This window comes from Thermococcus sp. 21S9 (assembly GCF_012027635.1).
Classification (GTDB): domain Archaea; phylum Methanobacteriota_B; class Thermococci; order Thermococcales; family Thermococcaceae; genus Thermococcus.
The window spans coordinates 716,911-732,638 of record NZ_SNUS01000001.1 but is presented as its reverse complement, the minus strand read 5'-3'; the positions used below and the strand labels follow the sequence as shown (position 1 = coordinate 732,638).

16 protein-coding genes are annotated in these 15,728 nt (G+C 53.4%); 3 read left to right on the top strand and 13 right to left on the bottom strand.

From position 1 onward, the window contains the following. Window positions 1-25: 25 nt before the first annotated feature. From E3E28_RS04245 to E3E28_RS04235, 3 genes are all read right to left on the bottom strand, one after another. Window positions 26-1,525, bottom strand: a complete 1,500-nt coding sequence (locus E3E28_RS04245; RefSeq protein WP_167915198.1) for a carboxypeptidase M32 — start codon at window positions 1,523-1,525, stop codon at window positions 26-28. A 77-nt stretch (window positions 1,526-1,602) separates the two neighbouring features. After that, complete coding sequence (locus tag E3E28_RS11275) at window positions 1,603-3,090, bottom strand: CGP-CTERM sorting domain-containing protein (RefSeq protein ID WP_167914153.1); 1,488 nt, start codon at window positions 3,088-3,090, stop codon at window positions 1,603-1,605. Between the two features lies 1 nt (window position 3,091). Continuing rightward, a complete protein-coding gene (locus E3E28_RS04235; protein WP_167914152.1) occupies window positions 3,092-4,054 on the bottom strand; it encodes a hypothetical protein in 963 nt (320 codons plus the stop codon). 230 nt (window positions 4,055-4,284) lie between these two features. Between E3E28_RS04235 and E3E28_RS04230 the strand changes: the two genes are divergently transcribed. Continuing rightward, complete coding sequence (locus E3E28_RS04230; RefSeq protein WP_167914151.1) at window positions 4,285-5,115, top strand: carbohydrate kinase family protein; 831 nt, start codon at window positions 4,285-4,287, stop codon at window positions 5,113-5,115. Here the strand turns inward: E3E28_RS04230 and E3E28_RS04225 are convergent. Genes E3E28_RS04225 through E3E28_RS04205 form a run of 5 tightly spaced genes read right to left on the bottom strand, consistent with a single transcriptional unit; the run spans window position 5,105 to window position 9,176 of the window. Then, window positions 5,105-5,533, bottom strand: coding sequence for a hypothetical protein (locus E3E28_RS04225; RefSeq protein WP_167914150.1), 429 nt, complete (start codon window positions 5,531-5,533; stop codon window positions 5,105-5,107). The two genes, E3E28_RS04230 and E3E28_RS04225, sit on opposite strands and share 11 nt — an antisense overlap. After that, window positions 5,530-6,822, bottom strand: a complete 1,293-nt coding sequence (locus tag E3E28_RS04220; protein WP_167914149.1) for a DUF58 domain-containing protein — start codon at window positions 6,820-6,822, stop codon at window positions 5,530-5,532. The genes E3E28_RS04225 and E3E28_RS04220 overlap by 4 nt, the downstream gene beginning before the upstream one ends. 9 nt (window positions 6,823-6,831) lie before the next feature. Continuing rightward, window positions 6,832-7,785 (bottom strand): MoxR family ATPase, encoded by a 954-nt coding sequence (locus tag E3E28_RS04215; protein ID WP_167914148.1) that lies wholly within the window; start codon window positions 7,783-7,785, stop codon window positions 6,832-6,834. Continuing rightward, complete coding sequence (locus E3E28_RS04210; protein WP_167914147.1) at window positions 7,775-8,203, bottom strand: hypothetical protein; 429 nt, start codon at window positions 8,201-8,203, stop codon at window positions 7,775-7,777. The genes E3E28_RS04215 and E3E28_RS04210 overlap by 11 nt, the downstream gene beginning before the upstream one ends. Next, window positions 8,196-9,176 carry a DUF4129 domain-containing protein gene (locus tag E3E28_RS04205; RefSeq protein WP_240921649.1) on the bottom strand — a complete coding sequence of 327 codons (981 nt, stop codon included), beginning with the start codon at window positions 9,174-9,176 and terminating at the stop codon, window positions 8,196-8,198. Before E3E28_RS04205 ends, E3E28_RS04210 begins: the two co-directional genes overlap by 8 nt. A 72-nt stretch (window positions 9,177-9,248) precedes the next feature. On the opposite strand from E3E28_RS04205, the gene E3E28_RS04200 reads away from it, so the two are divergent. Continuing rightward, window positions 9,249-9,740: a DUF2118 family protein gene (locus tag E3E28_RS04200; protein WP_167914146.1), complete on the top strand. Its 492-nt coding sequence runs from the start codon at window positions 9,249-9,251 to the stop codon at window positions 9,738-9,740. On the opposite strand, the gene E3E28_RS04195 is transcribed toward E3E28_RS04200, so the two are convergent. Then, a complete protein-coding gene (locus E3E28_RS04195) occupies window positions 9,741-10,037 on the bottom strand; it encodes a hypothetical protein (RefSeq protein WP_167915196.1) in 297 nt (98 codons plus the stop codon). A 127-nt stretch (window positions 10,038-10,164) separates the two neighbouring features. Here E3E28_RS04195 and E3E28_RS04190 point away from each other — a divergent pair, with 127 nt between their 5' ends. Next, window positions 10,165-10,665: a peptidylprolyl isomerase gene (locus E3E28_RS04190; protein WP_167914145.1), complete on the top strand. Its 501-nt coding sequence runs from the start codon at window positions 10,165-10,167 to the stop codon at window positions 10,663-10,665. Here the strand turns inward: E3E28_RS04190 and E3E28_RS04185 are convergent. From E3E28_RS04185 to E3E28_RS04170, 4 genes are read right to left on the bottom strand one after another with little or no spacing between them, the layout of a single operon-like run. After that, window positions 10,621-11,532 carry a type II secretion system F family protein gene (locus E3E28_RS04185; RefSeq protein ID WP_167914144.1) on the bottom strand — a complete coding sequence of 304 codons (912 nt, stop codon included), beginning with the start codon at window positions 11,530-11,532 and terminating at the stop codon, window positions 10,621-10,623. The two genes, E3E28_RS04190 and E3E28_RS04185, sit on opposite strands and share 45 nt — an antisense overlap. A gap of 5 nt (window positions 11,533-11,537) precedes the next feature. Then, window positions 11,538-12,590, bottom strand: coding sequence for a type II secretion system F family protein (locus tag E3E28_RS04180; RefSeq protein ID WP_167914143.1), 1,053 nt, complete (start codon window positions 12,588-12,590; stop codon window positions 11,538-11,540). 9 nt (window positions 12,591-12,599) lie between these two features. After that, the gene (locus E3E28_RS04175) at window positions 12,600-14,684 is read right to left on the bottom strand and encodes a CpaF family protein (RefSeq protein WP_167914142.1); all 2,085 of its coding nucleotides are present in this window, start codon (window positions 14,682-14,684) and stop codon (window positions 12,600-12,602) included. A 6-nt stretch (window positions 14,685-14,690) separates the two neighbouring features. Further along, window positions 14,691-15,719 (bottom strand): hypothetical protein, encoded by a 1,029-nt coding sequence (locus E3E28_RS04170; RefSeq protein ID WP_167915195.1) that lies wholly within the window; start codon window positions 15,717-15,719, stop codon window positions 14,691-14,693. Window positions 15,720-15,728: the final 9 nt, after the last annotated feature.

Below are 15,728 nucleotides of genomic sequence, written 5' to 3'. Positions count from 1 at the left end.
CAAAAAGAGGAAGTTGAGGAAAGACTCAAAGATACCTCTCCTTCACCCAGCGAATGAAGTAGTCCGGGTTCAGCTCCTCGCCGATGGCTTTCCTGAGGAGCTCCTTCGGCGGGTAAATGCTTCCCCAGCGGTGTATCTTCTCCCTCAGCCATGCCTTTATCGGCTCGAACTCCGCTTTAGCCACCTTGTCTTCGAAGTCCGGGATGTCCTTCTTCATGTGGTAGTAGAGCTGGCTCGCGAGGAGCGTTCCGATGCTGTAGGTCGGGAAGTAGCCTATCGTTCCGTGCGCCCAGTGGATGTCCTGGAGGATTCCCTCCGCATAGCTCTTAGGCCTTATTCCAAGGAGCTTCTCCATCTCCTCGTTCCAGAGCTCCGGTAAATCCTTCGCCTTAACGCCCTCGTTGAGCATCATTCTTTCAAGCTTGAAGCGTAGGAGTATGTGGAAGTTGTAGGTGACGACATCTGCTTCAGTCCTGATGAAGTCCGGGCGAACGATGTTGAAGTAGAGGTAGACGTCCTCCGGAGTGTAGCTGGCCATGAAGGGCAGGTTCTCCTTCAGGACGGGGTAGATTAGCCCCGCGAACTCTCTGCTCCTACCGATGATGTTCTCCCAGAACCTACTCTGGCTCTCGTGGATTCCAAGGGAGACGCCACCGGCTATGGGGCTGAACATGAAGCGCTCGTCCTGCTGGAGCTCGTAGAGGGCGTGACCGAACTCGTGGACCGTGCTAAGTATCGTCCTCCTGAAGTCGTAGCCCTCGTATCTGGTGGTTATCCTCACGTCTCTGATTCCGAACTCGGTCGTGAACGGGTGGGCGGAGACGTCCAGGCGGGAGCGGACGCCGAGCGGGAAGCCGAACTTCTGGAGAATCCAGAGGTTGACCTTCTCCATCTGCTCCCTCTCATACTTCTCCTTCTCAAGCGGGTGCTCCCTCGGGACCTTACCTTCTTCCATTATCTTCTCAAGGAGGGGCTTTAGCTCCTTCTCGAGCTTGTCGAACATCCTCTCGACTTCCTTGGTGGTGAGGCCCTCCTCGAACATGTCCAGAAGAGCGTCGTAGGGCTCGTCCTCGTAGCCGAGATAGTCAGCGGCGCGCTTCGCCAAATCGATTATCCTGTCGAGCCAAGGCTCGAACTTGGAGTAGTCGTTGGTCCCCTTAGCCTCCTCCCAGGCCTTCGTTGCCTGGCTCGTGACCTCGCTCATCTCCCTGAGGAACTCTGGCGGGAAGGCCTTGCTGATTCTTATCGAGCGGTCGAGAACCCTGACGACACCGCGCTCATACTCGTTGAGGCCCTCTATGCCCTTGGCCTTCTCGACGAGCTCGACGAAGTCCGGCTTGAGGAGGAACTCCTGGCTGAGAACCGAAAGCTCGCCCTGCGCAACGCTCCTCTCAAGGATTCCCTCTCTGGGCATGTTGACCTCCATGTCCCAGCCGAGCACGCTCTGCGCGTGGCCTATCGCCCAGATTCTCCTGTACTTGGCCAGAATCTCTTTAATCGTCTCGTTCTGGAAGACACTCTCCATAAACATCACCTGAGGATTTTGGAAGCCGAACTTTTTAACCTTTTTCGATGGACATCTAAACGGAGGTTGGAAGGGACTTACTCACCCCATTTCCGCAGTCGTTTGAGGACAACCGCGGTAACGGCGAGGATAACCATAAACCCGGGTCCGCAGATGGTTTTGGCCGTCGTTTTTCCAGGGGTTGTGCTCGTCGCAGTGGTGAAGTTCAAGTCAACCTTTGGAGGAACCGGCTGGGAAGTCACCTTAGCAGGTTTGAACAGAGGGTAGAACTTTCCGTTCACTCCTACAGAGAAGGGGACGTACGGGAGAACCCTTAGAATCTTTCTATTTTGAATCTCCAGGGTGCAGTTACAGCCCCAAGAGTAACCCAGGAATCCCGCTGGATAGCTCACCGTGAGGTTTCCGACTTTCACAGAAGTCCAGTTAATGGATACGTTCGGCACTTCAACGGGACTCACGTTCGGCCTGTTAAGAGACGCAGGGTTAAAGGTCGCGTTCTCAACGCTACCGTTCCAGAGGTGGAGCTTAAACCTCCAGAAGCCGTCTTCGAACTTCACCACTGGCTCTTCGGGATAGTCACCGAGGAAGTAAGGGCCGTCCTTAGAGACGTAGAAGAGGTAGTAGGAAACCAAGTTCGGGACGAGGGTGTTGTTAAGGGGCTTCCACGGGCGCGTTTTCGGACTGAGGACCTCGTAGTTAACAACGAGGATAACACCCCGCCGTCCCCGGTAAACACCGTCCACACGAAGCGCCGTGATGGGAAATTCAACGTTGGCGCTTCTGCAGACCGTCACGTTTGCAATTTCAACGTTCTTTGGGAACCAGTAGGCTTTTGCAGGGCCCGTAAAATCCTCCCGAGTTGTGTTCAAGTTCAGGTAGAGGAGCGTGATGTTCCTGACCTCGTCCCCCTTCCTAAGGGCAAAGTAAATCGGGAAGAGGCTTGAATTGACGACCTCTGTTGGACCCGGCGACCATTTCAGCGCGTCCCTGCTCATCGTTACCCAGACGTCGCTCACGTTAGCGAGGCCCCACTTCTCAAAGCTCGGAGACTGAAGTTCAATCCTCCAGCCGTCTATCTCATCGCTGAGCTTGCCCTCAGGAAGTTCGGACCATGTGATATTCGCGGGCTCCATGCAGAACCTGCGGGGGTCAAAGCGGTAAACGCCCGAAACCTCCTCCATGGGTGGATAGAAGGTTACGTTAAGGTACCAGCTTCCGTTTATGAAGCGTGCATCGTGAAGCGAAAGGTCCAGCAGTGAGCTGTACCTCCAGTAAATCTTAGTGAAGGCAGGCGTGAAGTTGAGAAGGTAAAGCTTAGAGCCGTCGAAGTAGAGGATGTACTCGCTTCCCCCGATGACCTCTCCCATCGTTGCGTTGGCACAGTCTATTCCGGAGAGTGGAGGACAGTAGGGCCAGTAAGAGAGAAACAGTAGGGGTATGAGGGCATCACTTCCATTGGACATCACGGCGTACTTAACCTCATCAACCTCCTGGCCCGAAACGAGTCCAGGGACGACGAGTAACAGCAAAGTGACGACGGCGATATATACTCCCCATCGGGACACTCTACCACCCCCTCAAGATCCTCACCGTTAACAAACCAAGAACTGCCAAGAGGGCTACAAATCCAGGCCCGCAGATGCTCTTTTTGCTCATATTCTCAACCACGGAGTTAGCAGTTGAGCTGGTAGTATTCGCACCACCTTTAGCGCAGACGAACTTTTCCAAATCCACAAATTTAGGTGAGCGGACGGTTTTGTTATCTGCAACAAAAAGTACGGGAATGTCCTCAACACCTTCCCCCGCGGGAACTTTGATTGCTCCCCTGTTAACCAGAACGAGTCCATGTTCTGCCTTAAACGCTTCCAGCTTCAGAACCGAAGCATTGACCCCACCCGGTAGCACGAGGGAGTAACTCCCTCCCAACCTGAAGTGAACCGTTCCGTTCTCAATCCTCACGGGAACGCCGGTTAAAGAACCGCCGGGGATTTTGTAGTCGGAGACGTTCCAGATGAACATATTGCAGGTGTTTATCTTTGTCCCGTTGGGATACGAAACGATTCTACACGTTGAAACGTTTTCAAAACAGGCCCCATTGAACCGGTAGAGCGCCTTCACGGTCACGTTCTTGAGGAGCGTAAAGTTGTGGGGCACGCCTTCAATCGTGATTGTCACATTTTTGTACGGGACGTGGGTTCTTTTGACGGTTAGAACGTAGAGTGTCCCGTTCACGAAACCAGGGAAGGTTTCCCGGCCGATGTCAATGCCCCCAAGAAAGACGGCCTTGTCCCCATCGGTAAGGATGTAATATTCACTCGGCACCCCTATCATCACGGGCGTCCACTCCCCCGCTATCATCTCGCAGGTGTACGTGTTCTCTCCGATTCCAAGGAGAAGCCAGCCGTCGATAATGCTGATTGAATCCACGGAATAAATTTTGTACGGCGAGCAATCGGCTGAGACGGCCGGGAGAAAAAGCAGTGAGAACACAAGGATTACCAAGACCACGTTGGAAATGACTTTTGACATGCCTCCCACCAAATCTCACATGGCTTCCAGGGTTTCACACGAACCATTGACAAGATAATCAAAGCTCCTAAAAAGCTTTTGGTTACACTAAATCCCAACAGACAACTCAATACGTTTTATATTTTGTCCATTTAATTGTGTAGTAACCACTTACCACTGCCAAAACTCCACCGTTTGGCTTAAAACCCAAGGCGACATAACCCTTTCAATCGAATGAAGGTGGTGGTAGAATGGTCGAGCTCGTTGTCCTCGGTCACGTTTCGATAGACACGATAGTCTTCCCGGGCGGAGGGAGAATCGAGATGCCCGGCGGGGCCGCGGCGGCCGTTGCTACCTCAGCCTCTCTCGCCGGCGCTAAAGTTGGCCTCGTCACGAAAGTCGGCGAGGATTTTCCGCGGGAGTGGCTTGAAAAACTGGCTCAATACGTTGACATCAGAGGAGTTCAAATCCTGCCCGGAAAGACCATTCACATCTGGGTTATCTACAAACCCGACGGAAGCGTCGAGTCGCCGGTCGAGATGGGCGTTGCGGAGAGAATGGGTGAGACGCCAATTCCTGGGGACTACCTTAAGGCAAAAATCTTCCACGTGGCCCCGATTCCGCCCGAGGAGCAGTTGAAGGTCCTTGAGAGGCTGGAAGGAAAGAAGGTGAGCCTTGACTTCAACCCGACCTACTACGAGGACTACCGGAGAAAGCCCGGCCTCGTGAGGGAGCTCGTCTCGAGGAGCTACATGGTTTCGCCCAACGAGAAGGAGGCGAAGCTAATCACAGGACTCGATGACGTCAGGAAATCCGCCGAGGAGCTGTACTCCTGGGGGGCGGAGCTGGTTGTGATAACGAGAGGAGAGAAAGGAGTCCTGATTTACGACGGAGATTTCCACGAGTTTCCGGCACTTCCCGTTGAGGGGGAAATTGACCCCACCGGCGCCGGCGATGCCTTCGCAGGGGGCTTTCTGGCAGGGCTCGTAAAGGGGAGGGCCCTGGACGAGTGTGCGCGAATGGGCCTTGAGCGGGCGCGGGAGGTTTTGAAGAAGAGGGGAAGCTGGAGCATCAGCGTCTGACGACTATGTAGAAGAGAACGTAGAGTAGAACCATAAAGATTGCCGCAAGGGTTGTGTTCACAAAGCTCGGTGTGTAGATGGACAGCAGGTAGGCGAAGTAATAAATCGGCACCGCGAGGAGCGTTCCCCCCAGGAGAACCAGGTAATGACTTATGGGCGCGTTCCTCCTGGCAAGGTAGAGGGATTCAACGTACTGGATGGCAAAGATTATGGTCAACAGTCCGATAAAACCACCCAGAGAGCGATAAACCAGGAGAACGCCCAGAGAGGCGAGCGCAAAGTAACCGGCCGGTTCCCAAAGGGGTGCCACCAGGGAAAGGCCGAGTACCAGGAGGAACTCAAAGCCCGGACCGAAGTCCAAGTAGACGAAGAACGCGAACAGTGAAAGTACGCCGGCTGAAAGGAGTTTCCTAATCATTTGCCGAGCACCTCCGCGATTGCAGCTTTGAGTGGCTTTCTCAGGTCCCAGTCAATGATAATCCCGTATCCCGCGAGGCTCCTGAGAATGGCCTTCCTCTTGAGCTGAACGAGTTCCATCGCAAACTTCTCCTCTTCACTTTTTGGCTCGTACAGGGTGTTGGGATTGGGGCTTATCACGACAACGTTGTAGCCGTAGCGGGCGAGGATTTTCAAGGCTTCCCTGCTCTCCTCGGTCAGGAGGGGCGAGAAGTAAACTATCTGGGCCCTCGGCGGGAGGGAGGTCTTCACGAGGTGCTCAACCTGGTAGGCGATGTAGTTGTTCTCGTCCGGCTGGGCGGTGCTGAGAAAATCTATGCACTTGAAGAAGTGCCTCTTGCCGTAGTCAACGCGAACCCACAGGGGAATCCTCTCGGCGAGGAGAAGGCCGAAACTCGTGCCGTCGTTCAGGGCGTTGAGCATGAGCGAAGCGGCCGCCCGGACCATATGGTCAAAGACGGGCTTGTTGAGCTTTGAGCCATCGACGACGAAGACGACATCAACCTTTCTCTCGCTCTCAAACTCGTTCACCATTATCTTGCCGGTTCTCGCGGTGGCTTTCCAGTTGATGACCTTGAGCGGGTCGCCGGGCTGGTATTCTCTAATCGCGTGGAACTCGAGACCACCCCCGATGAGGGGAGACGGGAGCGGTCCTATCGTTATTTTAGTTCCCTTGGTAGAGTAGGGCGTCTGGACATCGTAAAGGATTGGAACTCCGACTATCTCCGTGAAGTGGTCAACGAACCTGTCGGATGAGAAGAAGCCAAAGGGGTCGCGGTACGACACGTGAAAGCCCTCAAACCTGTGGATTCCCCTTTTAATCTTGACCCGATACTTCAGAACCCCCTCCTCACCCGGCTCCAGGGAGAACACCTTTTCTGGCTTTCCAATCACCTCAAGGTCTGGGACGAGGTCACGAACGTAGAGGTAGTCCACCTTGAAGTCGGTCTTCACGTGAACCTCTACCTCAACTTCCTGGCCCTCAAGAAAGCGGTTGTGGGGGACGACACGCCACAGTTCCACGGTTCCAGTCGGCTTGAAGAACAGGTATGAAACAGACAGGAGTGTGAGGTAGGGGAGCACGAGGTAAACGAGGCTCCAGCGGAGGAGAAGGAACGAAACGATTGGGATAACCCAGAGGGCAATCAGGTAAAAGGCGAGCTTTGGAGTGGGGGAAACCTCAGGCTTCTCATCTTCCTCCCCGACGGGAACCACTGACGGCCAATACGGAAATCCCCCGAAGCCTACCATGCCTACCCCTCACTCGAACTTGGGAACCGGAACCTTCTCAAGGAGCTTTTCCATTACCTGCTCCTGCGACACCTTCGTGTACCAGAGCTCGCGCTTGAGAATGAGCCTGTGACTCAAAGCCGGGACGGCGACGGCTTTCACGTCGTCGGGAATCACGTAATCCCTGCCCTCAATCGCGGCGTAGGCTCTGGAAAGCTTCATTAAGGCAAGGCTTCCCCTCGGGGAGGCTCCAATCTCGATGCTCCTCTTGTCTCTCCTCGTCATCTCAACGATGTTGACTATGTACTCGAGTATGGGCTCGCTGACGTAGACGTCCTCGATGGCCCTCTGCATTTCAATGACTTCCTCAGGTGTAACAACCGGCTTTATGTCCACGTCCTCCTTCTTGCGCTCTATTCTCCTCTTGAGGATTTCCTTCTCCTCGTTCTTCGTTGGATAGCCGACGCGGAGGCGAACGAGGAAACGGTCGAGCTGGGCTTCCGGGAGAGGATACGTTCCCTCCTGTTCAATCGGGTTCTGGGTGGCTATGACGACGAAGGGCCTGGGAAGCTCGTAGGTGTTGCCCTCTATTGTCACCTGCCTCTCCTGCATTGCCTCAAGCAGGGCCGACTGCGTCTTCGGTGGGGAACGGTTTATCTCGTCCGCGAGCAGAATGTTGGTGAATACCGGGCCCTTCCTGAACTCGAACTCGAGGGTCTTCTGGTTGAAGACCGAAACTCCGAGTATGTCGCTCGGAAGGAGGTCAGAGGTGAACTGGACGCGCTTGAACTGCAGGCCGAGAGCACTTGCAAAGCTCTTAGCCATCAGTGTTTTCGCGAGTCCCGGGAGGTCCTCCAGGAGAATGTGGCCATCGGCCAAAATCGTCGTGAGTATCATCTTCAGCACGTTTTTCTTTCCGACTATGGCCTTGCCCACCTCAGCCAGGATGAGGTTGGACCTTTCGTGAACCTCTTCAATCTTCATTCAGCTCAGCCTCCAGAATTTTTATGGCCTTTTTAAGGCCCTCATATGGGTTAGGGGATGAGTAAAACGCCTTCAACGCGGGGGGCGGATTGGAGCGGAGCTCCTGGTAGTTGAACTTTCCATCGTAGAGGATGTACAGTATCTCAAGGAGCTCCTCCTCCGCAAGCTTTCCCTTACCGGCTTTGGCCCTGTCCACAATCGTGAGTGCCCTCTCAAACTCGGGCTTGAGCGGACGGGTGTAATCCTCCTCCCGCCGGGAGGAATATTGAATCTTGACGTCGTATTGGAGGAGAATAATCCCGAGGAGCACTGCAAGGGCCAGCACCGCTATCCAGCGGACGTAGTACTCCCCCGGCACTACCGAGAGAAAAACGAGGAGACCCATGAGGATGATTCTGCCCTTGAAACTCTCAATCAATTTCCGCAAGCTCACGGGCCTTCCCCCTTAGCTTGTTGTAAACCTCAAGAGCCCTCTCAGCGTCGTTCCAGCTTAGCCTTTCTGGGGCGTACTTCGCCTTCTCGAAGAGCTTTGTGAGCTCGACGAAGGCCTCGTGCATGTATTTAACGTGCTCGGCGTGCTCCCAGTGGGTCCAGCTCTCCTTGTAGGGTATGCCAAGGCCCTCAAGCCACAGCACGGCGTTCTTGTAAATTTCCACGATTGCCTCCCTGGGGTCGGAGAATTTCTCAAGACCAAGCTCGTCAAGGTTCCTGTCAAACTCGATGGCCTTCTCGATTTTCCTTTTCTTCTCAACTCTCTCCCTTGCCAGTTCCACGTAGTAACCCGCCAGGTAGATGAGCCCGAAAAGGAACGGAAGAAGGAATACTAACCAGAGGTGTGTGGCAACGGGGTTGTGGGCGAACTTCGTTGTATAGTTGCCGTTTCCACTGATGAGTGGGTTGACATCGGGGACGAGGGTACAGTTTGTGAGGTTGGAGGTCACGTTGGTGGAAGCGTTGTTGACAGAAGCGTTAAAGAAAAGCGTGGTATTACTGACAGTAGCGTTCGTAACGTTAGCATTCGTAACGTTCGTAACGTTTGGAACGCATATCCAAGTTGACTTGCCCGACTCACTACTCCACTTGGCTATTGTCCAGAACACCAGCATCGAGAGAATGCTCGCCACGGTGGATGCAATGGCAGTCGATATTGGTGAACTTCCCTTCTCATTTGTCCATCTCGTCCCGGCTCCGGGTAAATCCCTTATGTAGAGAGCAAACACTACGAGAATCAAAAGCCCGACGAAAACTCCAAGGAAAATGAGAAACGTCAGGAAATCGGCCGCTTCGGGGTTCTTCTTGTGCGGTGCCGAAAAAGAATAGCTGTCCATTAACAGCGACATTAGAATTACCGTTATTGTCAGCAACGCAATGAACTTGACTTTAGTGGACATTTTGAGCCACTGGGAATGGTAACGGGGGAGAAGTTTAAAAGGTTTACGGGCCAGTAAAATTTAGGTGAGAGTATGGAGAGGGTTCCAAAACTCTACGTGGAAGGCAGAAAGGAGGAGTGCGTTGAAAACGGACGGGTTACGAGGGACTGCGTGATAATTGACGGCAACATTGAGGTGTGGCTCAGGAAAGAAGACCCAGTTCCAGAATTCATCGGCGAAAAGGCGAAGTTCTTAATCAAGGAGGTCTACGACCGCTTTTACCTCTACGTGGACAGGACGACCAACAGGATGACCGCCGATGCTGTCCTCGTTCTCACGGACGGCAGGACAAGGATTTACCTGAAAAAAGGCGACGAGCTAATGCTTCTCCCCGTTGAGGGCTTCACCAAAACCCTGATAGCGAACGTTGGAAACAGGGTTAGAACCGGAGACGCCTTCGCTGCGGTAACGACGAGAAAGGGGGAAGTCCACTACCTCAAACCGCCGAGAAACGGCACGGTGGTTTTCATAGACGAGATAACGAACAGGCCCCACTACATCTACTACATCCTCCCAGAGGAGTAGTCACTCACCTTTTATTCCCTTTATCATCGCATCAACGCTTGACCTCAGGGCAAGTTTTATGCCGTCGAGGTCATCCATGCCCTTTATCGTGCGCGTATTGTGGGCACTCGTTATGATTAACGACCACTTGTAGATTCCCTCCTTCATGGGAATACTCTGGAACATGGCTATGAACTTCTCGGCCCCGGAACTCACTTCCACTATCTCAACCTCGGTGTCCCCAAGCCTGGAGGAGTATACTTCACGAACCTCCAGGTTACCGTATTCATCCTTAAGGATGTCAGAAAGATATCCCATACCATCCACCAGTATAACATTGGGTAAAGGAGCTTATATACCTACCGCACGAGAAAAACACTCACCAAAAGAGTTATAAAGGGACGAAGTAAGTCCTCAACTGAGGCAATTTTTGGAGTTGAAGGAAATGAAGGTTGAAGCTGGCGATTACGTTCTGTTCAACTACGTTGGAAGGTTTGAGAACGGTGAAGTTTTTGACACGAGCATAGAAGAACTCGCAAAGAAGCACGGAGTTTACGTTGAGGACAGGGAGTACGGTCCCATGTGGGCCAGAATTGGCGTTGGCGAGATTATCCCTGGACTTGACGAGGCCATAATAGGTATGGAGCCGGGGGAGAAGAAAACCGTCACTATTCCGCCGGAGAAGGCGTACGGCATGCCCAACCCGGAGCTCATCATCAAGGTTCCCGTTGAAGAGTTCACGAAGGCCGGCCTCGAGCCCCAGGAAGGGCTCTACGTCATGACCGACTCAGGGATAGCCAAGATACTCAAGGTCGAGGATGGTATGGTTTCACTCGACTTCAACCATCCGCTTGCAGGAAAGACGCTGATTTTTGAGGTCGAGGTAATAGAGGTAAAGAAGTCAGAACCCGATGTTGATGAGGGTAGCGCCCTTGAAGATAACTGAACTCATGGCAACGAGCAACGCCGCGTACTTTAGTCCGGCGTTGTAGCTCCCTTCTCTTATTACTCCTATTCCCAGTCCCGAAACGAGGGCCTGGATTATCACGAAGATGAACAGTATGTTCGTCATCGAAGCAACGGGCAGGTTAACACCTGTTCCCGGACCGCTCATTGACTCCATAACCTTCGTGACTATACCGAGAATCATCGGGCCCACGAAACCACTCGTCACTATGAAGAACATCGCCTGCATTCCCGTTGAGGCTTTCCTCTCCTGCTTTATCCTAAGGATTTCACGAACGTCGTTTCCGACGAAGACCAAGACGTCGCTCATTGGTGCTCCCCTTTCGAGGGCTTCAATGATAATCATCATCGAGCGGTAGATAACCTGCGACTTCCTGTTCCTTATTGCGAAGGCCCTGAGGGCGTCCACCGTTGAACGGCCCTTCTTTATCTCGGCCACGGTCTTCTTGAACTCCTCTGTGAGGGCGCCGAACTTGGCAGTCGTCAGCTCTTCAAGGGCCTCGGAGAAGGAGATACCCGCCCTAAGGGAGCTGGCAAGGTAGAAGAACGCATCCGGAAGGTTCCTCTCCATGTCTTCTATTCTCTTGGAGGTTCTCCAGTAGGGGTATACAAAGGCCATCCCCAGGAAGCCCACAAGGAAGGCCAAGAGACCATAGAGTCCGTTGGTCAGGAGAGAAACAGCGAGTCCCGCTATGACACCAAGGAGGAATGACACCACAAGGTACTCAGTGGCAAGGAAGTTAATACCGGCTGAGTATATATATAGTTCGTAACGCTTCAGGTACCTCTCGGGGATTATTCTCTCGAAGAGTGCAACGAGGAGCGATGATATTCCCTTTCTGGCCAACACTCTCACCTCGGTTCAGCCTTCTTAATCATGTTGATGATAATCAGGGACATCGCCGGGAAGGCGAAGATTAGGATAATCGCGAGGGTCTGGATGTCAAATATCAGTTGCTGGGCCATCACCGAACCGGCCAGAACACCCACGACGAACATCGTCGGCATAACTATGGTCATGAACATGTAGATGAACGCTATACCGTTGACCTTTTGCACGTACTCAACGAGCTTCATCCTGTACTCGAACGAGAAGTCCTCTGCGAGCTTGTAGAGTATCTCCGCAAGGTTTCCACCGAACTTAACGGCCCTCAAAATCTGCTTAACGACCCTGCTTATGTTCTCCGAGGCCATCTTCTCCTCGAACTTGGTGAGGGCGTCTTCGAAGGAGGAACCTGTCCTCATGTCCCTCAAGATTAGCTCGAACTCCTCCGAGAGAACTCCGTAATCCGCCTTCGCGACCGACAGTATTGCCTCGGCTATACCAACGCCGGCGCTGAGGAGGGACGCCATGTGCCTCAGAGCGTAGGGCATCGTCCTCTCAACTTCGGTTACGCGCTTCTTCCACACCATCTTGGGATACTGCCTCATGTAAAAGAACCCGCCTATGAATCCAAGGAGCCCGATGAGGATTGAAGTGTCTATGGGCATGTAGAGGAGGTACGCGAACACGAAGCCAAAGAACCCGGATATCATTGCAACGCCGAGCATGTAGGCTACGTACTTCTCCTTGGGCATGAAAATGCTCGCCCGGTACAGGTCCTGGTCGAGCCCCTTGATGGAGTTCGTGAGTGACTCAACTGGACCCCTGAAGTACTTGAGTATAGTCTCGGCAAGCCTCTCCGAGAAGGGCTTACTTATCTCCTCCTTGCGCCACTCAATCAGCTCTTCGACGAGCTTTTCCTGTTCCGTTTGAACTTTTTCCTGCTCTACCTCCTTCTGGAGTTCCTTGAGGGCGCGGAGTCTTTCCTGAATAGACTTACCCTGTGGAACGCGACGAAGGGGCTTTTCGGTAATCTCTATCGTCTTGCCACCCAACTTCTCAAGGAATTCGATGAGCCCCATGATAACACCTCACATCATCCGTTGAATCTGTTTACTGGTCTCAATACTGCTCGAGGCCTCTATTTTCTTCATGAGCCCCTCTTCGTCGATGTAGAACTGCCTGATGTAGTATCCAACCTTGTCTATGCTCCTGATACCGTTCTCAATCATCCATTCGAGGACTATCTTGCGCTTTTCAATCTCAAGCTCTATCTCCTTTATACTCATTCCGGTATGGTGGGCAAGTGTGTTAAGGGTTCTGCTCGGAACTCCAGTGGGAACGAGTTCATCCTTGGCCGGGTCGTACTTGTAGAGCTTGTTGAGCTGTATGCTCTCACCCTCTATTCCCGAAACCTCCGCTATCTCCGTAACGCGCCTTATGGTTCCCTTCTTCCTGCTGTGGAAGCGAACCTGCATGATGATTATATCAAGGGCAGGAATCATAATCCTCGGGACGTTCATCGGCGGACTTTCAAGCCTGACTATCGTCTCACGGGCGCTGTTTGCGTGGATTGTTCCCATACAGCCATCGTGACCGGTGTTCATAGCTGTGAACATCGTCCTTGCCTCGGGACCACGAACCTCACCGACGATGATTCTGTCGGGACGCATACGGAGGGTGTTCTTGACGAGGTCGTCCATAGTGACCTCTCCCTTGCCCTCGAGGTTCGGTGGCCTCGTCTCAAGCCTTATCCAGTGCTCCACCGGGAGCTGGAGCTCGGCGGTATCCTCTATACTTATAACACGCTCGCTCGGTGGGATGAACATTCCAAGGGAGTTCAGCATTGTGGTCTTTCCGGAACCGGTTCCTCCAGCGACGAGAACGTTGGCCGGTTTAACGCCGAGACCGTCAACGAAAACCCAGAACAAAGCCGCTATCTCCGAATTTATGGTTCCATACTTGATGAGGTCGATTATGGTGAGTGGGTCCTTCTTGAACTTACGGATGGTTATCGTCGGGCCGTCGAGGCTTATCGGCGGAATCGTCGCGTTAACACGGCTTCCATCCGGGAGACGGGCGTCGAGGAGTGGACTCTGCTGGTCAATCCTCCTGCCGACTTCCCTCGCTATCCTCTCGATGATGTTGAGTATCTCCTTCTCCTCGGGAAACGTTATGTTGGTCTTACACATGTTGAAACGCCTGTGCCAGACGTAAACCGGTCTTCCGGTTCCTATGACCATAATTTCCTCAAGGTTGTCGTCCCTGACGAGCGGGTCGAGCTTGCCGTAGCCTATCATCTGCTGGACTATCATGTCGGCCAAGACCTCAATTCTTCCTTCGGAGTAGTGAGGTGCCTCCTCCTTAATCATCTTCTTTACCGCGTTGAGGAAGACCTTCCTGCGCTCCTCCGGGTTTGGTATCGCCGTTGGGTCTATCTGAATTTCGGTGATGGCCCTCTCCTTAATGCGCTTGAAGAGCTGTTGCTCCTCCCGGCTGAGTTTGGGGAAGCGAACCTCGTAAATGGGAACCGGCTCGCCCTTGACCTTGAGGATACGGACGTTTCCATAGGCGTCAAGAACCTCTCCCCTGCCGGCAAAGGATGGCTCCTCAGGCGTTGACGAGCCCAGGATGTCCTGTATGTTGGCCGACGGTTTTCTCCTGGGCCTTGGGAGCGTCTCAGCAGGAACTGGAGCAGGCTCGGGTTTTGAAAGAATCTCGCTCAGGAAATCGGCACCGGTCTCGCTACCCTTCGTTGTGGGGACGGGAGGTGAACGTGAGGCCTTTGATTCAACCGGCTTGGGCTTTGGTTTCGGCTGGGGGGTCGAGGAGCCCCCAAGGAGGGAACTCAACAGGTCAGCGCCGGTCTCGGCACCGGTAACAGGTTCCGGCTTGACCTTGGCCGAATCAGCGGACTGACCACCGAGGATTGAGCTAAGCAGGTCGGCACCGGTTGCGGTCGGAGTCTCGGGAGTTTTCTTTGGAGGTTTGGTGGTGTCCTCTGAAACGCCACCGAGTATCTCCTCAAGGCTTCCACCGGAAGACGAAAACGGGAGGGGAGGTTCCTCTTCCTTCTCCTGCTTCTTGAGGACCTTCTCAAGCGGGTCCTCGTTACCGGAAAGTATTTCATCTATCCAGGAGAACCCCTCCCCCTTCTTCTTTTTCTCGCCGAACACGAACTCTCACCGTCCGGAGTTGTTATTCCAGCTCACGCGGTAGGTTATATCAATTCTGTCACCCATGAAGACTACCCACACCGGGAAGTTCGGGCCGTTATAAGGCTTCCTCTCAACCTTAACGGGGGAGCCAACCTTAACGCCGGAGATGAGGGTGTTGGTTAGTTTAAACAGGCTGTTTTCGGGCATCGTTACGTTAACAGCCTTCCTCTCGGGCCCGCTATTGCCCGAATATTCCAGGACGAACTTATGAAGGTACTCCTGGTAGGTCATGGTGTAGTTGGGCGTGTAACCGTAGGTTCTGCCGTCGAGGAATATGATGGGCTGTGCAACCGCGAAGAAGACGTGGAACAGCTTGTCATCGTTCTCGTAGTTTGGAACGTTGGTAATCCTGAAGTCAACTAAACCCTCGTACTTAAGCACCTTTATGTTCCTGTCGAGGAGCGGGAACATTGAGCGAACGCTCAGGAAGGTGGGCTTGTTTATGAGCTGTGGATACACCGAACCACAGACGAGCTTGTCCAGGCCACCGTTGTCGTTAAGGACAGCGCTCACGAGCGTGCCATTGGAGTATGTGAGCTTGGTCAGCCTACCAACGTCGCCACAGGGCGAGTTGTAGTCGAGGAGTGGAACAGTGTAGGAGGCGTTTTCGGTTATCCTGAAGTTGACCACGACGGTCTCGTAGGGTGCGAGCCAGAAACCGACGAGGTAGTTAACGGACTTGGAGAGAAGCCCCCTCGAAACAACACCCCTAATTTCTCCGTCAGGGGCCCTGTAGTTGTAGAGGTACTCACTACCGTTCCCACGGAGGACCCTGAAGTCATACCTGGGGTTCACGAGAACGTACTTGGGGTAGGGGGCAGTATTAACGAGCGTGACGTTGAAATCTACCATTATTTCACCAAGGAGGCCTATGTTATTGTAACTCATCCCACCCGGAAGCGTGCCGGGAAGGGTGTAATCCTGGGCCAGAGAGAAGGCTGGAAACGAGAGTAACAGGGTGAAAAGCAAAAGAATTGAAAGGAGTCTCCTCATGGGCACCAC

What these genes read in the sequence shown, in the direction of transcription:
- E3E28_RS04180 (WP_167914143.1), bottom strand. Translation starts at nt 12,590, where the DNA reads ATGGGGCTCATCGAATTCCTTGAGAAGTTGGGTGGCAAGACGATAGAG.
- E3E28_RS04215 (WP_167914148.1), bottom strand. Translation starts at nt 7,785, where the DNA reads ATGAAGATTGAAGAGGTTCACGAAAGGTCCAACCTCATCCTGGCTGAG.
- E3E28_RS04245 (WP_167915198.1), bottom strand. Translation starts at nt 1,525, where the DNA reads ATGGAGAGTGTCTTCCAGAACGAGACGATTAAAGAGATTCTGGCCAAG.
- E3E28_RS04235 (WP_167914152.1), bottom strand. Translation starts at nt 4,054, where the DNA reads ATGTCAAAAGTCATTTCCAACGTGGTCTTGGTAATCCTTGTGTTCTCA.
- E3E28_RS04190 (WP_167914145.1), top strand. Translation starts at nt 10,165, where the DNA reads ATGAAGGTTGAAGCTGGCGATTACGTTCTGTTCAACTACGTTGGAAGG.
- E3E28_RS04225 (WP_167914150.1), bottom strand. Translation starts at nt 5,533, where the DNA reads ATGATTAGGAAACTCCTTTCAGCCGGCGTACTTTCACTGTTCGCGTTC.
- E3E28_RS04230 (WP_167914151.1), top strand. Translation starts at nt 4,285, where the DNA reads ATGGTCGAGCTCGTTGTCCTCGGTCACGTTTCGATAGACACGATAGTC.
- E3E28_RS04195 (WP_167915196.1), bottom strand. Translation starts at nt 10,037, where the DNA reads ATGGGATATCTTTCTGACATCCTTAAGGATGAATACGGTAACCTGGAG.
- E3E28_RS04200 (WP_167914146.1), top strand. Translation starts at nt 9,249, where the DNA reads ATGGAGAGGGTTCCAAAACTCTACGTGGAAGGCAGAAAGGAGGAGTGC.
- E3E28_RS04205 (WP_240921649.1), bottom strand. Translation starts at nt 9,176, where the DNA reads ATGTCCACTAAAGTCAAGTTCATTGCGTTGCTGACAATAACGGTAATT.
- E3E28_RS04220 (WP_167914149.1), bottom strand. Translation starts at nt 6,822, where the DNA reads ATGGTAGGCTTCGGGGGATTTCCGTATTGGCCGTCAGTGGTTCCCGTC.
- E3E28_RS04170 (WP_167915195.1), bottom strand. Translation starts at nt 15,719, where the DNA reads ATGAGGAGACTCCTTTCAATTCTTTTGCTTTTCACCCTGTTACTCTCG.